Source organism: Bradyrhizobium sp. 1200_D9_N1_1, from assembly GCF_052075915.1.
Taxonomy (GTDB): Bacteria; Pseudomonadota; Alphaproteobacteria; order Rhizobiales; family Xanthobacteraceae; genus Bradyrhizobium; species Bradyrhizobium diazoefficiens.
Map to the genome: position 1 here is coordinate 6,050,799 of NZ_CP197226.1, position 17,769 is coordinate 6,068,567.

General features: G+C 61.4%; 19 protein-coding genes. 4 read left to right on the forward strand and 15 right to left on the reverse strand.

What is annotated here, in order from left to right; genetic code table 11:
- Positions 1–224: 224 nt before the first annotated feature.
- Complete coding sequence (locus AB5K84_RS29215; protein WP_028170692.1) at positions 225–1,103, forward strand: hypothetical protein; 879 nt, start codon at positions 225–227, stop codon at positions 1,101–1,103.
- Positions 1,104–1,315: 212 nt separating this feature from the next.
- Positions 1,316–2,314: a hypothetical protein gene (locus AB5K84_RS29220; RefSeq protein ID WP_161535485.1), complete on the forward strand. Its 999-nt coding sequence runs from the start codon at positions 1,316–1,318 to the stop codon at positions 2,312–2,314.
- Between the two features lie 124 nt (positions 2,315–2,438).
- Here the strand turns inward: AB5K84_RS29220 and AB5K84_RS29225 are convergent, their stop codons facing one another.
- Both AB5K84_RS29225 and AB5K84_RS29230 read right to left on the reverse strand, forming a co-directional pair.
- Positions 2,439–3,341 carry a hypothetical protein gene (locus AB5K84_RS29225; RefSeq protein WP_011086363.1) on the reverse strand — a complete coding sequence of 301 codons (903 nt, stop codon included), beginning with the start codon at positions 3,339–3,341 and terminating at the stop codon, positions 2,439–2,441.
- Positions 3,342–4,101: 760 nt separating this feature from the next.
- Entirely contained in the window at positions 4,102–4,326 is a 225-nt protein-coding gene (locus AB5K84_RS29230) for a hypothetical protein (protein WP_162494080.1), read from the reverse strand.
- Between AB5K84_RS29230 and AB5K84_RS29235 the strand changes: the two genes are divergently transcribed.
- Positions 4,313–4,879 carry a hypothetical protein gene (locus tag AB5K84_RS29235; RefSeq protein ID WP_038967730.1) on the forward strand — a complete coding sequence of 189 codons (567 nt, stop codon included), beginning with the start codon at positions 4,313–4,315 and terminating at the stop codon, positions 4,877–4,879. The two genes, AB5K84_RS29230 and AB5K84_RS29235, sit on opposite strands and share 14 nt — an antisense overlap.
- 136 nt (positions 4,880–5,015) lie before the next feature.
- A complete protein-coding gene (locus AB5K84_RS29240; protein WP_011086360.1) occupies positions 5,016–5,339 on the forward strand; it encodes a response regulator in 324 nt (107 codons plus the stop codon).
- A gap of 170 nt (positions 5,340–5,509) precedes the next feature.
- On the opposite strand, the gene dhaK is transcribed toward AB5K84_RS29240, so the two are convergent.
- The 13 genes from dhaK to AB5K84_RS29305 form a co-directional block, all read right to left on the reverse strand.
- On the reverse strand, positions 5,510–6,493 hold the full coding sequence (dhaK, locus tag AB5K84_RS29245) for a dihydroxyacetone kinase subunit DhaK (RefSeq protein WP_028170688.1): 984 nt from the start codon (positions 6,491–6,493) through the stop codon (positions 5,510–5,512).
- 36 nt (positions 6,494–6,529) lie between these two features.
- Positions 6,530–6,856 (reverse strand): hypothetical protein, encoded by a 327-nt coding sequence (locus AB5K84_RS29250; protein WP_370163087.1) that lies wholly within the window; start codon positions 6,854–6,856, stop codon positions 6,530–6,532.
- An 88-nt stretch (positions 6,857–6,944) separates the two neighbouring features.
- Positions 6,945–8,564 (reverse strand): phosphoenolpyruvate--protein phosphotransferase, encoded by a 1,620-nt coding sequence (gene ptsP, locus AB5K84_RS29255; protein ID WP_011086357.1) that lies wholly within the window; start codon positions 8,562–8,564, stop codon positions 6,945–6,947.
- A gap of 4 nt (positions 8,565–8,568) precedes the next feature.
- On the reverse strand, positions 8,569–8,874 hold the full coding sequence (locus AB5K84_RS29260; protein WP_011086356.1) for an HPr family phosphocarrier protein: 306 nt from the start codon (positions 8,872–8,874) through the stop codon (positions 8,569–8,571).
- A 25-nt stretch (positions 8,875–8,899) separates the two neighbouring features.
- Complete coding sequence (gene dhaM, locus AB5K84_RS29265) at positions 8,900–9,292, reverse strand: dihydroxyacetone kinase phosphoryl donor subunit DhaM (protein WP_441232702.1); 393 nt, start codon at positions 9,290–9,292, stop codon at positions 8,900–8,902.
- Positions 9,289–9,912: a dihydroxyacetone kinase subunit DhaL gene (dhaL, locus tag AB5K84_RS29270; protein WP_051000397.1), complete on the reverse strand. Its 624-nt coding sequence runs from the start codon at positions 9,910–9,912 to the stop codon at positions 9,289–9,291. Before dhaL ends, dhaM begins: the two co-directional genes overlap by 4 nt.
- A 12-nt stretch (positions 9,913–9,924) precedes the next feature.
- Complete coding sequence (locus AB5K84_RS29275; RefSeq protein ID WP_011086353.1) at positions 9,925–10,953, reverse strand: ABC transporter ATP-binding protein; 1,029 nt, start codon at positions 10,951–10,953, stop codon at positions 9,925–9,927.
- Complete coding sequence (locus tag AB5K84_RS29280) at positions 10,946–12,043, reverse strand: ABC transporter ATP-binding protein (RefSeq protein ID WP_011086352.1); 1,098 nt, start codon at positions 12,041–12,043, stop codon at positions 10,946–10,948. Before AB5K84_RS29280 ends, AB5K84_RS29275 begins: the two co-directional genes overlap by 8 nt.
- A gap of 10 nt (positions 12,044–12,053) precedes the next feature.
- Positions 12,054–12,254 (reverse strand): hypothetical protein, encoded by a 201-nt coding sequence (locus AB5K84_RS29285; RefSeq protein WP_011086351.1) that lies wholly within the window; start codon positions 12,252–12,254, stop codon positions 12,054–12,056.
- Positions 12,251–13,228 (reverse strand): carbohydrate ABC transporter permease, encoded by a 978-nt coding sequence (locus AB5K84_RS29290; protein ID WP_051000396.1) that lies wholly within the window; start codon positions 13,226–13,228, stop codon positions 12,251–12,253. The genes AB5K84_RS29285 and AB5K84_RS29290 overlap by 4 nt, the downstream gene beginning before the upstream one ends.
- The gene (locus tag AB5K84_RS29295; RefSeq protein WP_011086349.1) at positions 13,225–14,199 is read right to left on the reverse strand and encodes a carbohydrate ABC transporter permease; all 975 of its coding nucleotides are present in this window, start codon (positions 14,197–14,199) and stop codon (positions 13,225–13,227) included. Before AB5K84_RS29295 ends, AB5K84_RS29290 begins: the two co-directional genes overlap by 4 nt.
- 70 nt (positions 14,200–14,269) lie before the next feature.
- Positions 14,270–15,628: an ABC transporter substrate-binding protein gene (locus tag AB5K84_RS29300; protein ID WP_011086348.1), complete on the reverse strand. Its 1,359-nt coding sequence runs from the start codon at positions 15,626–15,628 to the stop codon at positions 14,270–14,272.
- Positions 15,629–16,495: 867 nt separating this feature from the next.
- Complete coding sequence (locus tag AB5K84_RS29305) at positions 16,496–16,825, reverse strand: hypothetical protein (RefSeq protein WP_236842223.1); 330 nt, start codon at positions 16,823–16,825, stop codon at positions 16,496–16,498.
- Positions 16,826–17,769: the final 944 nt, after the last annotated feature.

A 17,769-nucleotide genomic window follows, 5' to 3' on the forward strand; every position in this document is an offset into this window, starting at 1 on the left:
CCTGCTCCGCAGTGACATTTGATCGTCCTCGTTGTTCACACTACACTACCCCACGGATGGTGGTCGCCATTTCCGATCGGCAGGTTCAAACAGTGACTGCGCTGGCGCGCCAGGAATTCGAATGACCTGGGCCGGGCGGCAGCTTGATCGAGCGAGCCGGCATTGAACCCGAGCCCGTTCGGGTGAGACCAATCTGAGGCAAGGATTGGCTCGGAGGGCGTTCCATGACGACGACTGATCCGACGACGACCGACACTTACCGGAAGATCGCGGCGCGACTGACCATGCTTCGGCCGCAGATCGATTTGAAGAATTACTTTGCCGGCCCCAACCCGGATGTGCGCCTTTATGACGAGAAGCCCTACATCCGACACCAACTCGAGAAGTATGGTGTCGCTGCCGCGACGACCACGCTCGATGGCGTCACCTTCCTGCCCAAGGACTGGGAAGAGCTGATCAAGAAGCTGCGCATTGCCAAGACGACGGACGGATTCGACGCATTCGCCGAAGGGCAAAGCCCGGAGAAGGCGTCGCATTGGGCCCTCGATCTGTCGATGGCGGCAACGATCGGCAAGGGGTTTCGGGAGATCTGGCGCCCCAAACTGTCCGACAAGCCACTCTCAACGCGGGATCTCCCGGGCCGCCACGGCTTCGGGCTCGGGCGCGACCGCGGACAATGGAGCGACGCCTACAGCTCGCAATTCGGCAAGGACCCGCAGCCCCAGGACATCACCTCGCTGCATTTCGCCGTAGCACCCGATCGGGTGAACGTGCACATCGACGAAACAGGCTTCGTGTTCGAGGGCGTGGACGGTGCGCTTACGGTCGGGCCGAACTTCGTGCATCACGCCGGCAATGAACTGTTCTGGAAGAGCAACAAGCATATACCGCAATGGGCCGCAGAGCACATCGATCTGATCCTGCCGAACAGCGCGAACGACTTTTCGCGCGTGGGCATTTCGGTCGACATGTACCAACGCAAAGACTTGCGCGTTACGGTCACCGGCTCCTGCGGAATTTTCGGTGGTTTCGAGTGCTCGGGAACGGTGAGCATCAGCGGAACGCATGATCTGCTCGGTTCGAAGTCGAAAGGCAGGCGCTAAAGCGGACATTGCTCGTTCGGCATTGCTCCGTGTCTACGCCTCCAAGCTACGAATGAGGCTCCTCGATTTGCCACTGCCAGTTCGTGGCCCGAATGAATGGAACTATCGAACCGCCTCGAGGTAGCGGCGACCACGATATTGGTTGCGAGACCGCGTAGTTCCGCAGGAACCAGCAGGGGGGAGATCTCACATTGCCGAACCAGGAAAGGCCCTTGAAGCCTATCGTCGAAAGCTATGTACCGCCAGCAGGAATCCGGCATGCGGTGACGGCAGGCGAGACCTGGATATCCCTCGCCAAGCGGATCGGCATCGACCCTTGGGACCTCATCGAGTTCAATTTTCCAGGCATCAGGCTCGTCAAACAGCGCGATTTCCAACAAGCCACACGGCAGGTGAACTGGTACCTGGCCGAGTATGTAGGCTGCCGCGCGATGTCGCCCGACCGCCAGAATTTTGCGTTTTCATCCGGTACGACCGGCGGGAAAGGTGGATGGCGAGGGGGATTCATCTATCTGCCGCCAGGTACGCCGCCTCCCCCACCGATTGCGCCCACTCCACCGGTTGCGCCCACCCCAGCGGCTCCGACCCCGCCGGAATGTGGAGGAAGCCGACCCGACTTCGCGCGCGTCCTAGACGTCAGCGAACGGGATTTCGCGCGCAACGTCTTTGGCCCGACGTTGCCGCCATGGGAGACAATCGCGATTACCAATGGCCTGGGAGCAGGCGGAAGACCGTGGACGAACGATGGACCATTCTTTAGAGGAAGCAATCCCATGGTGCCGAGCATGCGGTATGCCATCAATCTTGGCAATGTCGCGTTCAGTAACCTGGCATCGCCTAGCCCCACCTTCGGCCTCTTGTGCGACGACTTCGGTCGCATTTGCGACCTCTTCGTGCACGAAATGACCCACGTGTGGCAGGCGTTCAACGATTCAAACTGGACAATGGCACGCTCCTTCTGGGCGCAGACGGTCGGTGCCGGCTACGACTACACGCCCGGGGATAGCTGGGACTCATACAACGTCGAACAACAGGCACACATCGTCGAAGATTGGCACAAGTACAAGATTAGTTCTCCGATGCTTGCCGAAGAACGGTATCCTTATGTCCGGCTCGTGATCCGCTCTGGACGCCTCACTTTTCCTCGCGGGCTAGATCTGGTGGCATTGAAAAAGGACCTTCAAGATCTGCGCGCAAGGCACCTGGACTAGAATCCGCTGCAAAGGAGTGGTCGGGAGTCTACTTAATGATGCACCAACACACCGAGAATTCGACGCGGTGCGGTAGCGCATTCTTCCTCTTGAGAGCACTTTTCCGACTTGTCCAGCGTGCTGGTCAGCTTCGCAGCGCAAGCACACGGAGAAGAATTGCGCGGCCGCCATGCGACAGGCGATCGTGAAACAGTTCGGAGAGCCGGTCTCCACGCTTCCGCACCGAGAACCTCTTCTGGAGCTCATGGGCGCGAGACAGCGAGCAATAGAGAAAATCACGACGTAGCCGGCGCAGGCGGCTGCCATAACCTCTAACATCGGTGCTCGCGTAGGCATCCATCAAGGTGCGTATCAAATAGTCATCGCTCGGATCAACATAAGCTTCGTGGGAAACGCTCGATGATCGCATGGACACAGGTTCATCGCTCGACAGAAATAAGTTCCTGCGGATCAGCCCATCCGACACGCCGGTCGCCTCTTTAGCGAACTTTCCATAGTTCACAAAAGGCAGCGCAGCGAGTTGCCGGCGCAGATTTTCGAGCGTCGCCGACGGGATCCGGACGCCGTTGCCCGCGCTGGTGTCGAGCTTGTTGGCGCGCACCGTGGCGTAGAGGTCGCCCCAGAATTTGTCCCAGGGGGCGGTGCCGTTGCGGTTAGACGACGGATTCCTGCGAACGCTATATGTCGTTTGAGTGAGGTAGGCGGCCAGTTCGCCCATGTGGCGCGTAACAGCGCCGTCAGGATCATAGACGTCGATCATGGCGTGGACGCATTCATGCAGGAGCAGCGCCCGATCGCTATCATTTGCGGGAGGCGACTTCTTCTGCGTCAAGAGAATATCCGTGGCCTGATCGTAGAAGGCGAGATCCTGAGTGCCGCCCTTCACCAATATATTGCCGGCACGAATGTGATCGCGAACTGTCGTTAAGTACTCGCCCTTGATATGGATCTTGTCGACGTAAAACTCGATGCCAAGCGCAACCGAGTCGCTGAGTGTGTCCAGGACGTCGCCTTCGGTCAGTGGCATGACCTACCTTCCTTGCGTGGTTGAGCAATAGTCGTCCGGCTACGCTCCGGCAAAAGAAACGGCAGGTTACTCCTAACTGGACTTCGGCCGGTGTAGTCGGGAAGATTTGCCGGGATTCTCCTTCACGTGCGGCCCGCATCCAGCCGGGAGCATATGATGTTCCCCGATGAAAATCGGCAGTTGTGTTGCTGCGTTTCCATGTGTCGCCAACGCCAGGCATGGTTTTCCGTCGAAGAGCAGACGGCACGCATCGCCAGTATACCTAATGAACCGCAACTCGTCATCGGCAGTCTTCATGATGCGCCCGCCGTGGCTCGCAATCGTTGAGTCTACGACGTCTTGGCAGACGGTTTTCCGCGTCGCTAGCGCGCCGCGCCCGTCACCGCCATAAGGCGTGAATAGCTAACGACATCCGCTGTCAGAATAGCCACTCGACGTACAACTCGCTCGCCCTCGCAACCGCCAACGAAGTCCAGACCGCAAAATCGACGCCAGCGCATTGCCCCGCATGGCTAATTTCCAGTATGTTGCTGGCTCAACCGGCGAGCAATGGTGACGGATGGTTATCCCCGGCGCGGTGGTCCGAGCGCGACACTATCGTGATCTAAGGTTTGGGAAAGCTATGGCAAGCTTCGCTCAGTTCTTGCAGGATTCTGGTGTGTACGCGGCGCAAAGCTTCATGATCGTTCCTCGGGGAGGCTTCAACTTGGTCTGCCTGCGCGACAGCAAGGACGTTCACCTATCGTATGATCGCGACCGGTTACAGGTTGAGGATGTGCGTTTCGAGCAAGTCGAACGCGTCGCTCGGGAATACATCAACAGTCGCTATGGAGAGCAAAAAGGTCAGGAGCGCGATGATCAATTGCTGCGCCTGCGTACAGCGCTGTATCGCACTGCGCGACTGGATGGCAGTGCGCGCGGCCTCAAGGTCGTTGCCAAAGGTGTCGGTATTCCGGAACACGGCCATCAAGTTGGAGGTCGCCATTCTGCAGCGCAAAGACTTCACGATCGCGTTCAGATTTCTCAAGCACCTCGATCAGTCAGGCAAAGTCATCAACGCCACGAAATGGACGCCGGATGACGTGCCCTGGTTCCTCACCAGGCTGAACTGGGTCTTCGGGGCTCAGACGAACATCTTTTTCACGCTGGTCGATGCCAAATGGATTACGGTCCAGAAAGCCTTAGGACCAAAAATCTCGCGGGATGTTTTTCGAAAGGATATCGCACCATTGAAGAGGCGCGGCGCCGATCTCACCTGCTTTCTGGTCGGTGATTATGCTGCAATGGATACTGAGGCGGCTGGGGAGTATCTGCCTGATGAGCAGGTATTCGTGGTTGTTGACCAAGGTAATCCGCCCGTGTTCGATCTTGGCGAAGCGTTCATTGGTGTAATGGCGCACGAGATCGGGCACTTCTTGCACCACAAACGAAACATGCCCGGGAGTGGACACCATAACCGAAGCGGTATTTTGCTTTCCAGTGGCATGGAAAGCTTGTCCTTGGATAAGCAACTCGTCACCAACTTCAACGCATGGTGAGAACAATCATTCTCGGCATCCCTTCAGCACGTTGAGGCCGCGCGGGCCTCGCGGTCGTAATCCGTCGGTAATGTCCGCCTGCGATGCGCGTTACTGCAACATCGTCTAGGCCACCAATATCGCTGCACGGAGCCTGATGCGAGTACTGATCGTCGACGATCATCCCATCATCATAGCTGCTTGCCAGGCCTTGTTTGCCGACGAGGCAGGCTTCATCGTCACAGGAGCGGCAGATGCGGCCAGTGGATTGGCGTCCTTTATTGCCGGACCTCCTGAGGTCTGCGCCATAGACATCAACCTGCCATCCGTCTCCGGCATGGAGCTCGCTCGACAGATCTTTGGAAGAGATGCCGAAGCGCGCATCGTGATGTTTAGCGTCAACGACGATCCTGTATTCGTGGCAACCGCGATCGACATCGGCGTCAAGGGGTACGTTTCCAAATCGCTGCGTTTTCTTTGAGGCAACACACTTTGCATCGACGCTTCCCAGTCAATGCGAAAGAGACGCCGTGTCCGCGAGACGCGGCAAGTTTCAGTGAGGGAAGACTGGCACAATCCGAAGCGGGAGTGGGCCGTCGCCGCTGATCCTTCGCCGGCGCGAAAGCGATCACCTGCCGCTCACAACCGCGATTACCATTTCAATGCCGCCGTGCGCACGGGATGGTCCCAGAGCGCGGTCGTCTCAGCATCGAGCAGGCTGACGGTGAGCGAGCACCCGGCCATGTCCAGCGAGGTGACGAAGCTGCCGACCAGCGAGCGAGCGATGCGCAAGCCGCGCTTCTCAAGCATCCGGCGGGCCGCGTTGTACATCAGATAGAGCTCGATCGTTGGCGTTCCGCCAAATCCGTTGACGAGCAGGAGGGCCTCGGCCCCGTCGCGCGCGTCGAGATCCTGCGCGATCGCCGTCGTCATCTCGTCCGCGATCGCGTCTGCCCGCTCCAGCTTGACGCGGCGGCGTCCCGGCTCGCCGTGAATGCCGACCCCCATCTCCATCTCGTCCTGGCCGAGCGAGAAGGTCGGCGTGCCCGCAGCCGGGACCGTGCAGCTCGTCAGCGCCACGCCCATCGAACGCGTGCGCACGTTGACGCGCTCGCCGAGCGCAACGCAGCCCTTGAGGTCGGCGCCCTTCTCGGCTGCCGCGCCGACGATCTTCTCCACGATGAGCGTGCCAGCCACGCCGCGACGCCCGATGCTGTGGGTCGAGTTCTCGACCGCGACGTCATCGTCGGTGACGATGGTCGCCGTGAGCCCCTCGGCGATCTCGGCCGCCATCTCGAAATTCATGCGGTCACCCGCGTAGTTCTTCACGATGAACAGCACGCCGGCCTCACCCGAAACCGCCTGAGCGGCCTCGACGATCTGGTCCGGCGTCGGCGACGTGAAGACCTGTCCCGGGCAGGCGGCGTCGAGCATGCCATAGCCGACGAAGCCCGCATGCAGCGGCTCATGCCCGCTGCCGCCGCCCGAGACGAGTGCGACCTTCTTCGGGTTCAGCTCACGGCGCCGCACGAATTTCCGCTCCGGCCCAAGCGCGACGAGATCGGCATGCGCGGCCGCAAGTCCGTCGAGGCTCTCCGCAAGCACGCCGTCGACCGAATTGATGAACTTCTTCATTGTCTCCTCCCCGCTTCTTCCCTTTGGCCTCACGCCTTATTTTTCCCGCATGATGGCAATCAAGCGCCGCGCGAATTCCTGGAGCAGCGCATCGAGCTCGGCGTTCCGCTTCGCACTGCCGAGATCTGGCAAATGCAGCGTCAAGGTCCGCTCATGCGATCCTTCGGTCAGTCGGCCGATCCGGCGCGGATGCGCGCGTGCATATGCGCGAAGAAAGGCGGTCTTCGCCTGCGGAGGGAAGTGGCAGACATCGAAGATCGTATTGAGATGTTGCACGGGTATCGGCACCGGATAGGCGGGATTGCTGATCTGGCTGACGAAGCTGCGGTTCTTCCCAATGGCATGCGCCAGACGCAGCCGCATGCCCGAGGGGCGGCTCTCCAGCACTTCCTTGAAGATGCGCTTGTAAACTGCAACAGCGCCGGCTTCTGCCGGCTCATCGATCGCCGTGTCAGTCAAGGCCCCCTCCGCTGCTCAGCCGGTCGATCGTCTGCTTGATCTGCGCGAGCGCCGATGCATTCACAGATAGCTCGCGCAAGCCGCAATTCAGCAATGCGGGAAGGCAGCGCGGATCGCTTGCCATGTCGCCGCATAGGCTGACGCTGATCGCGGCGCGCCGCCCATGCTCGGCGGTCCGCGCGATCAATTCGAGCACCGCCGGATGCAGCGGGTCCATCAAGGGGGCAAGCGCTCCATTGGAACGATCGCAGGCGAGGACATATTGCGCGAGATCGTTCGAGCCGATCGAGAAGAAGGACGTCTTGAAGCTCGTAATAGCCAGGGCCGCCGCCGGGACTTCGACCATGATTCCCAGCTCGGGAAGCATCGCGGCAATGCCGTCCGCCTGCAAGCGCTGCACGACATCGGCAAACAGCTTCCGCCCCGCCTCGAGCTCAGCCGCAGACGTGACCATCGGAAACATGACCTTGAGGTTTCCGCGCACGGCGGCCCGTGCCAGCGCGCGGAGCTGAATGGCAAAGATCTCGGGCCGGGCCAGGCAAAGCCGCAAGCCCCGAACTCCGAGGAACGGATTGGCTTCGCCGTCCAGCGTAAAGCCGGCGACCGGCTTGTCGCCGCCCGCGTCAAACGTGCGAATGGTGACCGGGCGCTGGTCGGCCCAACGCAGCACCGCATCGTAAGCCTGAAACTGTGTCTCCTCATCGGGCAAACTGCCCCTCTCCGTCAGCAGAAACTCGGTGCGCATCAGGCCGATCCCATCGGCATATTGCGCGTCGGGATGCTCGAGATCGTCGACGCGCTGGATGTTGATAAACAGCTTGATCCGCTCGCCGCGCCATGATGCGGTGGGCCGCCGCAGGATCGCACGGGCGGACGCCCTGCTCTTGCGATGGCTTTCGCGCCGCTTCTCGAACAGGCGAACCTGCTCCGCGCTGGGATCGAGCTCGAGCGTCGCGCCTTCACCATCGAGCAGCGCGTTGGCTCTGACGTCCGGAATGGCGCCGAGTTGCACGACCATGGGAATGCCCCGCGCGCGCGCCAGCATCGCGACGTGGCTCGTGGGACTGCCACGCAAGAGCGCCAGACCGCCGCCGCCGGACCAGTCGATCTCCAGGAATCGCGAGGGCGGCAGATCGTCGGCGCAGACGACGGCGCCGCTCGGAATCTCCAGCGCCGGGCCCCCATCGCCCCGCAAAATGTTGATCACGCGGTCGCGCAGGTCCGCAAGGTCCGAAGAGCGCGCCTTCAGATATTCGTCCGCAGCTGAATTGTAGTCCGCGATCTGCGCGTCGAGCGCCGAACGCCATGCGACATCCGCCGGATCGCCATCGCCAATCGATGCGAAGATCGCTTGGATGAAATCCTCATCCTCCAGCAGCGCGACCTGGAATTCGAGAATCTGTGCAGCCTCGCCGCCGGCGATCCCGGCGAGATCCGCGATCTGCCCACTTGCCGCGTCAATCGCAGCACGAAGCGCAAGCGCCTCTTCAGCCAGGTTGCCCGCGACACGCTCGCCGTTGGTGTCCGCGCCGACCCGGACGAGCGGGCCATGGGCAAAGCCGATCGAGGCGGTTCTGCCGCGGTAGGCCAGTCCTGTCGCGCTACCCTGCATGCTGCTAAGCCCCGTCCGGAAAATCGGTTGCGATCAGGTCGACCAGCGCCGCAACGGCGGCTTCCGCATCACTGCCGGACGCCCTGATCTCGATCGTGCTGCCGTGGGCCGCACGCATCGCCATGATCTTGACCACGCTCTTGGCATTGATCCACTCGGCCGCGCCTGCGACCCGCACGGAAATCTGGGCCTGGAACTTCTTGGCGAGCTTGGTCAGCTTGACCGCGGGGCGCGCGTGCATGCCAACCGCGTGCACCAGCCGCACATTTCCGGTGAAAATCTTTCCGTCCGCTTTGTCCAGCATGCTCATCTTCCATCATCGCTTCGCCGACGTCTCAGTCGGCAGAGAGTTCCTCGGCCACGGCCTTGACCTGGGCCAGTGAGCTGCCGCCTGCGGCCTCGGTTGCCGCCATCACGGCGCCCTCGACGATCGGCGCGTTGCATACGACAACGAGATCGCGCCGCGCAGGCTCCAGCATCTCGACCACCATTTCGCTGTTGGTTTCGGCCCCGCCGAGGTCGACGAGGATTGCGACGCCCTTGGCAGACCAGGCATCATTAATGGCGTCGATGATCAGGGAGACGCTGGTGCCCAATCCGCCGTCGGGATTGCCGCCGCAAAAAGCCACCTTGACCTCGCTGCCGACCATCTGCCGCACCATGTCGGCGGTGCCCTTGGCGATGTCCTTCGAGTGCGAGACGATCACGATACCCACAGTGTCGGTCATTGCTGTCCCTCCAGGCTCGCGCAGACCGCCTGCACGAGTACGCAGCTCGAGCGGGCGCCGGGGTCGACGTGCCCGACGCTGCGTGGCCCGAGGAACGACGCCCGCCCCTTGGTGGCCTGCATCGGCGCGGTCCGCTCGACCGCCTCGGCAGCGGTGGTCCGGACGCGCGCGATCAGATCCGGCTGGCCGGCCGCAGTCCTCAGCGTTTCCAGGACGGGAACAAGCACGTCGAGCATCGTCTTCTCACCGGCCTGCGACCGGCCACGCGCGCTCACCGCGTTCACGCCACTGCCGAAAACGTCCGCGAGGTCGTCCGGTAAGTGTTTGTCGTGCGAGAGCGCTTCGCCGGCGGCGAGGAAGAAGCTCCCGTAAAGCGGCCCGGACGCGCCGCCGACCGTCATCACCAGGGTCTTGCCGATCATCTTCAGCGCCTCGTCGAGCGGTTGCGCGGAGATCGCATCGAGCTTGCCCAGAACCGCTTCGAATCCGCGCTTCATGTTGATTCCGTGGTCACCATCGCCGATCGCCTGATCCAGGCTCGTCAGCTCCGGCGCACTGGCGATAACCTGCTCTGCGGCCACCTTAATCAACGACTTGAACGTCCCAGGTTGCAGCGACATCGACATGATCCTCTAGAGAATCATCGCGGGGATGCGTCGCCCCGCGCGATCGAAACAGAGCGGATGTACCAGGTGCAATTCGACCTCCTGACCTGCCTTTAGCGGCTGCTGATGCGGATCCGCAAGCGTCACCAGCATTTCGCCCTTATAGTCCAGATGAACGTGATTCTGTTCGCCGAGGTGCTCGACCCGGTGGACGCGGCCGACCATCCGTCCGCCATTGCGCGCACCGACCTTCAGATGCTCGGTACGGATGCCGACGGTCTCCGTTTCCGGCGGCACCGACACGTCGGACAAGAGACGTGCCGGAAGGAAATTGATCTGCGGCGTACCGAGACGCGAGGCGACATAGGAGCTGGAGGGGCTTTCGTAGATCTCCCGCGGCGTGCCGAGCTGAAGGAGCTGGCCATCCTTGATCACGCCGATCCGGGAGGCCATGGTCATAGCCTCGACCTGGTCGTGGGTCACGTAAAGGATAGTCGCGCCAAGCTCGAGCTGGATCCGCTTGAGCTCGAGACGCAGCTCCGAACGGAGCTTCGCATCCAGCGACGAGAGCGGCTCGTCCATCAGGTAGATCGCGGGATCGCGAACCAATGCGCGGCCGATCGCCACCCGCTGCATCTCACCGCCGGACAGGCGGGTTGCACGGTTGTTCAGCTTGCTTGCGATATGCAGCAGCTCCGCCGTCTGTTCGACACGCTTGCGGATGATGGGCTCGGGCACGCGCCGCGCGGGCGAGCGTAGCGGGAATGCCAGATTGTCATAGACAGTGAGATGCGGATACAGCGAGTACTGCTGGAAGACGAAGGCGATATCGCGCGATCCCGGCGGATCATGCGTCACGTCATGGCCGTCAATCATGACCGAACCGGTGTCGGGGCTCTCGAGCCCGGTGATCAGCCGCAGCGTCGTGGTCTTGCCGGCGCCGCTCGGCCCAAGCAGGACCAGGAATTCCCCGTCATTGATCGCCAGCGAGAGCTCGCGCACCGCCTCTATCGTGCCGAAGCGCTTGCTGATGTTGCGCAGAATGACGTCAGCCATGGCGCGGGCTCCCCTCATTGGCGGTCCGGATCGCCATGCCACTGCCAACATCGAACAACGCCAGTCGCTCGGAATGGAATTCGAGACCGACCGTCTCGCCGATCCGCACCGACGCGCTGGAGGGCAGCCGGGCAGCGACGCGTCCATGCGCCGTGTCGACCGTGACGATCTGCGTCGTGCCGAGATATTCTGCGCCGAACACCTCGCCGCGGACGGGTGCTGCATCGGCGAAACGGATATGCTCCGGGCGTATCCCGAGCGCCAGCGGCGCGCTCGCGCGATCCTCGCGGATCTCCGGGACCGCGATGCTGGCATCATGGAAGGCGATGGCCCGATCTCCGGATCGTAGGCCGCCCTCAAAGCGCAAGAAGTTCATCGACGGCGAGCCGATGAAATCGGCCACGAACATGCTCGCGGGCCGGTCATAGATCTCCTGCGGCGAGCCGATCTGTTCGACGCGCCCCTTGTTCATGACGGCAATCCGGTCCGCCATTGACATCGCCTCGAGCTGGTCATGTGTCACGTAGACCGTAGTTGCACCAATGCGATCATGGAGGTCGCGAAGCTCGCCGCACATCAGATGCCGAAACTCGGCGTCGAGCGCCCCGAGCGGCTCGTCCATCAGGAAGGCCTTGGGCCGCCGGACCATAGCGCGCCCCAGCGCCACGCGCTGGCGGTCGCCACCCGACAGCTTTGACGTCTTGCTCGACAGGAGATGCTCGATCCGCAGGAGCCGCGCCGTCTCCTGCACGCGCTCGCGGACCGCACGCCGGCCCATGCCCTGGCACCTCAGGGGAAAGCCGATATTGTCGGCAACATTCATGTGCGGATAGAGCGCGAAAAGCTGGAAGACGAAGGCGATGTCGCGGGCCGCGGCACGGCGGAACGTCACGTCCTCGCCGTCGAGCAGGACCTTGCCCTCGGTCGGCAGCTCGAGGCCCGCAATCATGCGCAGCGTGGTCGTCTTGCCACAGCCGGAGGGCCCGAGCATCGCGAAAAAGGTGCCGTCGTCGATCGTGAAGTTCGAGCCTTGCACGGCCGTGAACTGATCGAACGACTTGCGCAGGTTTTCGACGCGAATTTGTGCCATGTTGACCGCCCTATTCCGGAAAATGGCTCACGATCACGTAGCCGACCGTGCCGATGAGGATCGTCACGAACGAATAGCTGTACAGATCAATCGTCCAGGGCTGCACCAGCATGATGATGCCGCCTCCGATCAGGGTCATCGCGCCGGCCTCCCAAGGCCCGCGACGGAACCAGCGAGACACTCCGCCCTTGGCAACCGCAGAACCGCTCATTTGCGCACAGCTCCGAATGTGATGCCGCGCAACAGGTGTTTGCGCAACAACACGGTGAACAGGACGATCGGGACAACGAACAGCGTAGTCGCGGCAGCCACCGCCGGCCAATCCTGCCCGCCCTCGCCGATGATGAATGGGATGAATGGCGGCATGGTCTGCGCTTCGCCGCTCGTCAGGAGAACCGCGAAGGCGTATTCGTTCCACGAGAAGATCAGGCAGAAGATCGCGGTTGCCGCAATTCCCGTGACGGCCTGCGGCAATACCACCTTGCGCAGGGCCTGGAGTCGCGTGTAGCCGTCGACGAGAGCGGCCTCCTCATACTCGCGCGGGATCTCGTCGATGAACCCCTTGAGCAGCCAGACTGCGAGCGAGACGTTCACGGCGGTGTAGAGCAGGATCATTCCGAGCCTGGTGTCGGTCAGATTGAGCTGGCGGTACATCAAATAGATCGGGATCGCGACCGCGACCGGCGGCATCATTCGCGTCGAGAGAATGAAGAACAGCAGGTCGTCAGCCAGGGGAATGCGAAAGCGCGAAAAAGCGTAGGCCGCGAGCGTGCCGAGAAACACGGCCAGGAACGTCGAGCCGAACCCGATGATCAGCGAGTTCACGAAGCGCGGCACGACCTTCGATGGCCCGGCAATGACCATGTCCCGCTGGCGCACGAGCGTGTCGTACCACGTCTCCGGCGGCGGCAGCTTGGCGATGAAGTCCGGCGTCTGGCGGGTGCGCACGGTGAAAAGGTTGACATAGCCTTCGAGGGTCGGCTCGAAGAGCACCTTGGGCGGATAGGCGATGGCGTCGCTCTGCGACTTGAATGCGGTAGCGACGATCCAGAGTAGCGGCAGGATCGTGATCACGGCATAGAGAATGACGAGGCCACCTGCCACGGCCTTCGAACGCGGCGAGGCTTCGACGATGGAATGAGCGGTGGACTTGGCCAGGACTGACTTGGCGAGTGCAGCGGTCATCGTTGCTTCACCTTGTTGAGCGCTTTGACGTAGATGTTGGCGGCACCGAACACGGTCACGAACAGGATGATGGCGAGCGCAGAGGAATAGCCGGTGCGCCATTTCTCGAATGCCGCGCGCTTCAGCGTGATCGACACGAGCTCCGTGGTCGATCCCGGGCCTCCCGACGTCAGGAGGTTGACCATGTCGAACATCTTGAAGTTCTCGATTGCGCGGAACAGCACGGCGAGCATCAGGAACGGCACCGTCATCGGCAGCGTGATCGACCAGAATTGCCGCCACGGCGAGGCGCGATCGACCTCGGCCGCCTCATAGATGTAGTGGGGAATGGAGCGAAGCCCGGCGAGGCAGATCAGCATGACGTAAGGCGCCCACATCCAGGTGTCGACCAGTACGATGGTCCAGGACGCGAGCGAGACCTGTCCGGTCATGCTGAACGAGCTCGGCGGCACCCCCGTGAACAGGCTGATCACGTAGTTGAAGGGCCCGATCTGCGGCTGCAGCAGCAGCGTCCAGAAGTTGCCGACCACCGCCGGCGACAACATCATCGGCAGCAGGATGATCGTGGTCCAGAAGCTGTGACCGCGAAACTGGCGGTTGATCAACAGCGCCAGGCCATAGCCGATGACCACCTGTAGTGCCACAGACCAAATCACGAATTGCGCCGTGGTCTGGAGCCGGAACCAGACGTCCTCGTCGGTGAGGATGTCGGTGAAATTGTCGAGCCCGACGAACCGCAGCGGCAGATAGGACATGCTGAGGTTGAGGCTGGTGAAGGACAGCCGGATCATCCACACCAGCGGAAAGATGTTGATCGCCAGCAACAGCGCGATCGTCGGCGCAACGAACAGCCACGCAATGGTGCGGTCGGAAAGGCCGCGCACGCGCCGTGCGTCGCGAGATTTGGCGGGCTCGCTCATGCCGGCAATCGTAGCATCATCAGGTTGAAGGATCGTCGTCATCTGGTCCATCGGCTGGCTGGTTCGGTTTCCCCGGGGGACACCCCCGGGGAAACCGGTTCAGTTGATGCGAGCGCCGCGCCTATTGCGACGCGACCTGCTTGCCCTGCTCCTTGAAGACCTTGGTCCAATCCTTGACCAGGAGATCGAGCGCCTGCTGCGCGGTACCCTTGTCGGCGACGACGTAATCGTGCACCCGCTTCTGCATGTCGAGTAGCAGTTGCGCGTAGGACGGCTCGGCCCAGAAGTCCTTCACGATTCCCATCGACTCCAAGAATTGCGGCGCGAACGCCGCGCTCTTCGGGAAGTCGGGCGCATCGACCACCGCTTTCAGGGCCGAGTAGCCGCCGAGCTGCCACCATTTCTGCTGCACAGCGGGCTGCGCGAACCATTTGATATAGGCGAGCGCGTCGTCCTTGCGGTCGGAGGTCGCCACCACGGAGATGCCCTGTCCACCAAGCTGCGTGAAGTGTCCATTCGGGCCGGCCGGATTGACGAAGAATCCGATCTTGTCGCCGCCGACATTCGGATCCTTGTAGAGGCCGGGGAAGAAGGCGAACCAGTTCATCTGCATCGCCACCTGGCCGGACTTGAAGGCATCGAGCCCCTCCTGCATGTAGGCGTTGGTCATGCCCGGCGCGGTGCAGCACTTGTAAAGTTCCTTGTAGAACTCGAGCCCCTTGGCCGCCTCGGGTGAATTGACGACGCCCTGCATCTGATACGGCTTCTTTGGATTGTCGTAGCTGAAGCCGTAATTGTAGAGCACGTTGGTCACGCCCATGGTTATGCCTTCCGAGCCGCGCTCGGTGAAGATATAGGCGCCATAGACCTTCTTGCCGTCGATCTCGCGGCCCTGGAAGAACTCCGCAATCTGCTTCAACTCGTCATAGGTTTTCGGCGGCGCCAGGTCGCGGCCGTACTTTGCCTTGAAGGCGGACTGAATCTCGGGCCGCGAGAACCAATCCTTGCGGTAGGTCCAGCCTACCGCATCGGCCATAGCCGGCAGCGCCCAATAGTTCGGCGAGTTCTTCGGCCACTGCGAGTAGCCGACGACCGTCGCCGGGACGAAGTCGTCCATCGATATCTTCTCCTTGTCGAAGAAATCGTTGAGCTTGACGTACCACTTGTTCTCGGCGGCGCCGCCGATCCACTGGCTATCGCCGATGATCAGGTCGCAGAGCTTGCCGTGGGAGTTGAGCTCGTTGAGGAAGCGATCGGCATAGCTCGTCCACGGGACGAACTCGTATTTCATCTCAATGCCGGATTGCTTGGTAAAGTCCTTGCCGAGCTCGACCAGCGCATTGGCCGGATCCCATGCCGCCCAGCACAGCGTAAGCTGCTTGCCCTGAGCTGCGGCTTCGCCTCCGCCAAATATCCCCAGCAGCGCCGTGCCGAGGACCGTGGTTGCCGCCGAGCTTCTTAGCCAATTGAATGTCCGCATATCCGTTTCCTCTCTCGTTGAAGCATCCAACCCGCTCGGCGCTCCCTGCCGGAACGACGCCAAGATCCTGAAACCGAGTTTGAGGAGCGATGAGTGGAGAACGAGACGGACCATTTCCGGAAACGGGTCCGGAAGGGCTTGGGCTCCTCCCACACATCGGCTCGATGCGTGATGTTTAGTTTTTTGTAGGACTAAACGTATTACTAAATTTTGGAGCCCGTCAAGCCGGTTTGTCGCTAGCCTGGCGAAAAGATTCGCGACGTTCGCGCGCGCAAGCGGGATGTTCGCAGCGCAGCGAAATGCCTGGATTTTGTCGAAAGCTTCGATTGCCGATCTGGCGCCGCGGAGCAATCCAGCCCGCCTGGATAACCGGCGAGCCAGAAGTTGGCCATCGCCAAGCATGTTTAGCAAATGGCTTTACTGAACGTTCAACAAAGCGATTAAGAGCGTGAGCAGTCTCCTCATCGGCCGAAGTCTGCCATCGCCGCGGACCACACCTGTTTCGCCCCAGAAACGACCTCGCCAAAGCGCAGCTAACGCGATCGAACTCAAGCATGGGTGCAGCAAGTTCGACCAGCGGGGCTGCACGGAGCGAGATGAGAGGGTGGCGCCTCATGTTTCCAACAACTGTTGCTGATCGTCAGCACTCACCTATCTCCCCTGCCCTCGGAAACAATGGGCATGCTCTTCCGCCGACCCGAGGCAGCCCAATCTCATCTCACGAGGTCTGCTCACATTGGCTGTGTCGAGATTTTTCTTGATCTCCCGGTGCATACGCCGCCTTCCAAGCAATTGAAGAACTTGAACTCTCGCTCCAATCCATCATGGGCCGATTTGAGCTAGGTACAGCAACACACTAGCAACTTGTCAGGCTTGGCTCGATTTGTGCCAAGTTAGGCAACTGATCGCATGACGGCCTGTTTCGGCCGCGGTGCGACGGACCGAGTGGCGAATGAAGCCGGCGCATGAAGTCGGCCGTTGCCGTCCTCGGGAGACGCCGGCGCGTCGCTGTGCCTCGCCGAGATGTTGACGATCTCCAGCGAAGTGTCGCGGTACATATCGGCGAGAACCGACAGCGTAGTTTCGACCTTGAGCCAGCGGTCCTTCCGCACCGCGCCTGCTGCGGGCCTGCCGCGCCTCGATGACGCCGTCGGCTGAAAGCAACTCGACGGCCTGCCGGATCGTGACGCGTGACACGCCGAACTCCGCGGCCAGCTCCTCGTTGACCGGGAGGCGAAAGCCTTGGGGCCGGATGCCATGCTTAGACTGAGCAAGACTAAGAAGCCGGCACTTAGTCTTGCTGACCCCGGGCGGCAAAGAAGCGCCAATTAGCTATCTGCGAATTCGTCGATAATGTGCCGCAGGTGCGGTCGATCAGCATGCGCAACCGTAGTCTTACGTGGTCCCGACGGAGTACCCCTCTTGGGCCGTTGCCCCGACCGAGATTCCTAGCGAGCATCCCGATGTACGAGAAGCAGGGGCTGCGCGATTGCTCGTCTCACATTTCAAACGAATCGCCGACGCGGGGATGCGCACAGCGTTTTCCAGCCCGGATTGGGATTCTTACGCTGATCCATACGTGCGAACGCCCCTGTGCCGCGGGCGACTGTCGGGTTCGATCTCTGAAGGGACCTTACTAAAGCAAGAAACGTTATTGGAAAATCATAAGCCGTGCGCGGTCGTCAGGAGGCCGAGCACGAACGGGGCAGGAGTTAATGGCGTCGGGATCTTTTCACAACAGGCCAGAGTTTCTTCTGGCGGCGGCGCGTAGGCGCTGAACGGGCGCTCATTGCCGGCGCTCTCCTGTGAGTTGCTCTTCGAATGCGATTGCACCTGCTCTGCATCGGCAGAGTGGAGTGTGTTGTGAGCAGCGCCTTATTCACCTCGACGTCTTTACGAGCCGCCGGCTGGTCTGAAACTAATTCTCACCTCAAGGACAATTCGAGTTCATCTCGACCATCGGATCTTTCGGTCGAGCTGTCTATGGCAGTTGCGATTGCCTCCCGGGTGACGGCGGCTCCGGTGATCGATTCAGCCGATCTGCAGACCTCGTCGAGCGACGGCGCACCTTCGCTATCTCCTCGTCAGGACACGACTGCAGAGTTCTGGGCCGCTTCAAGGTCGCCCGAATCCGTCACGTT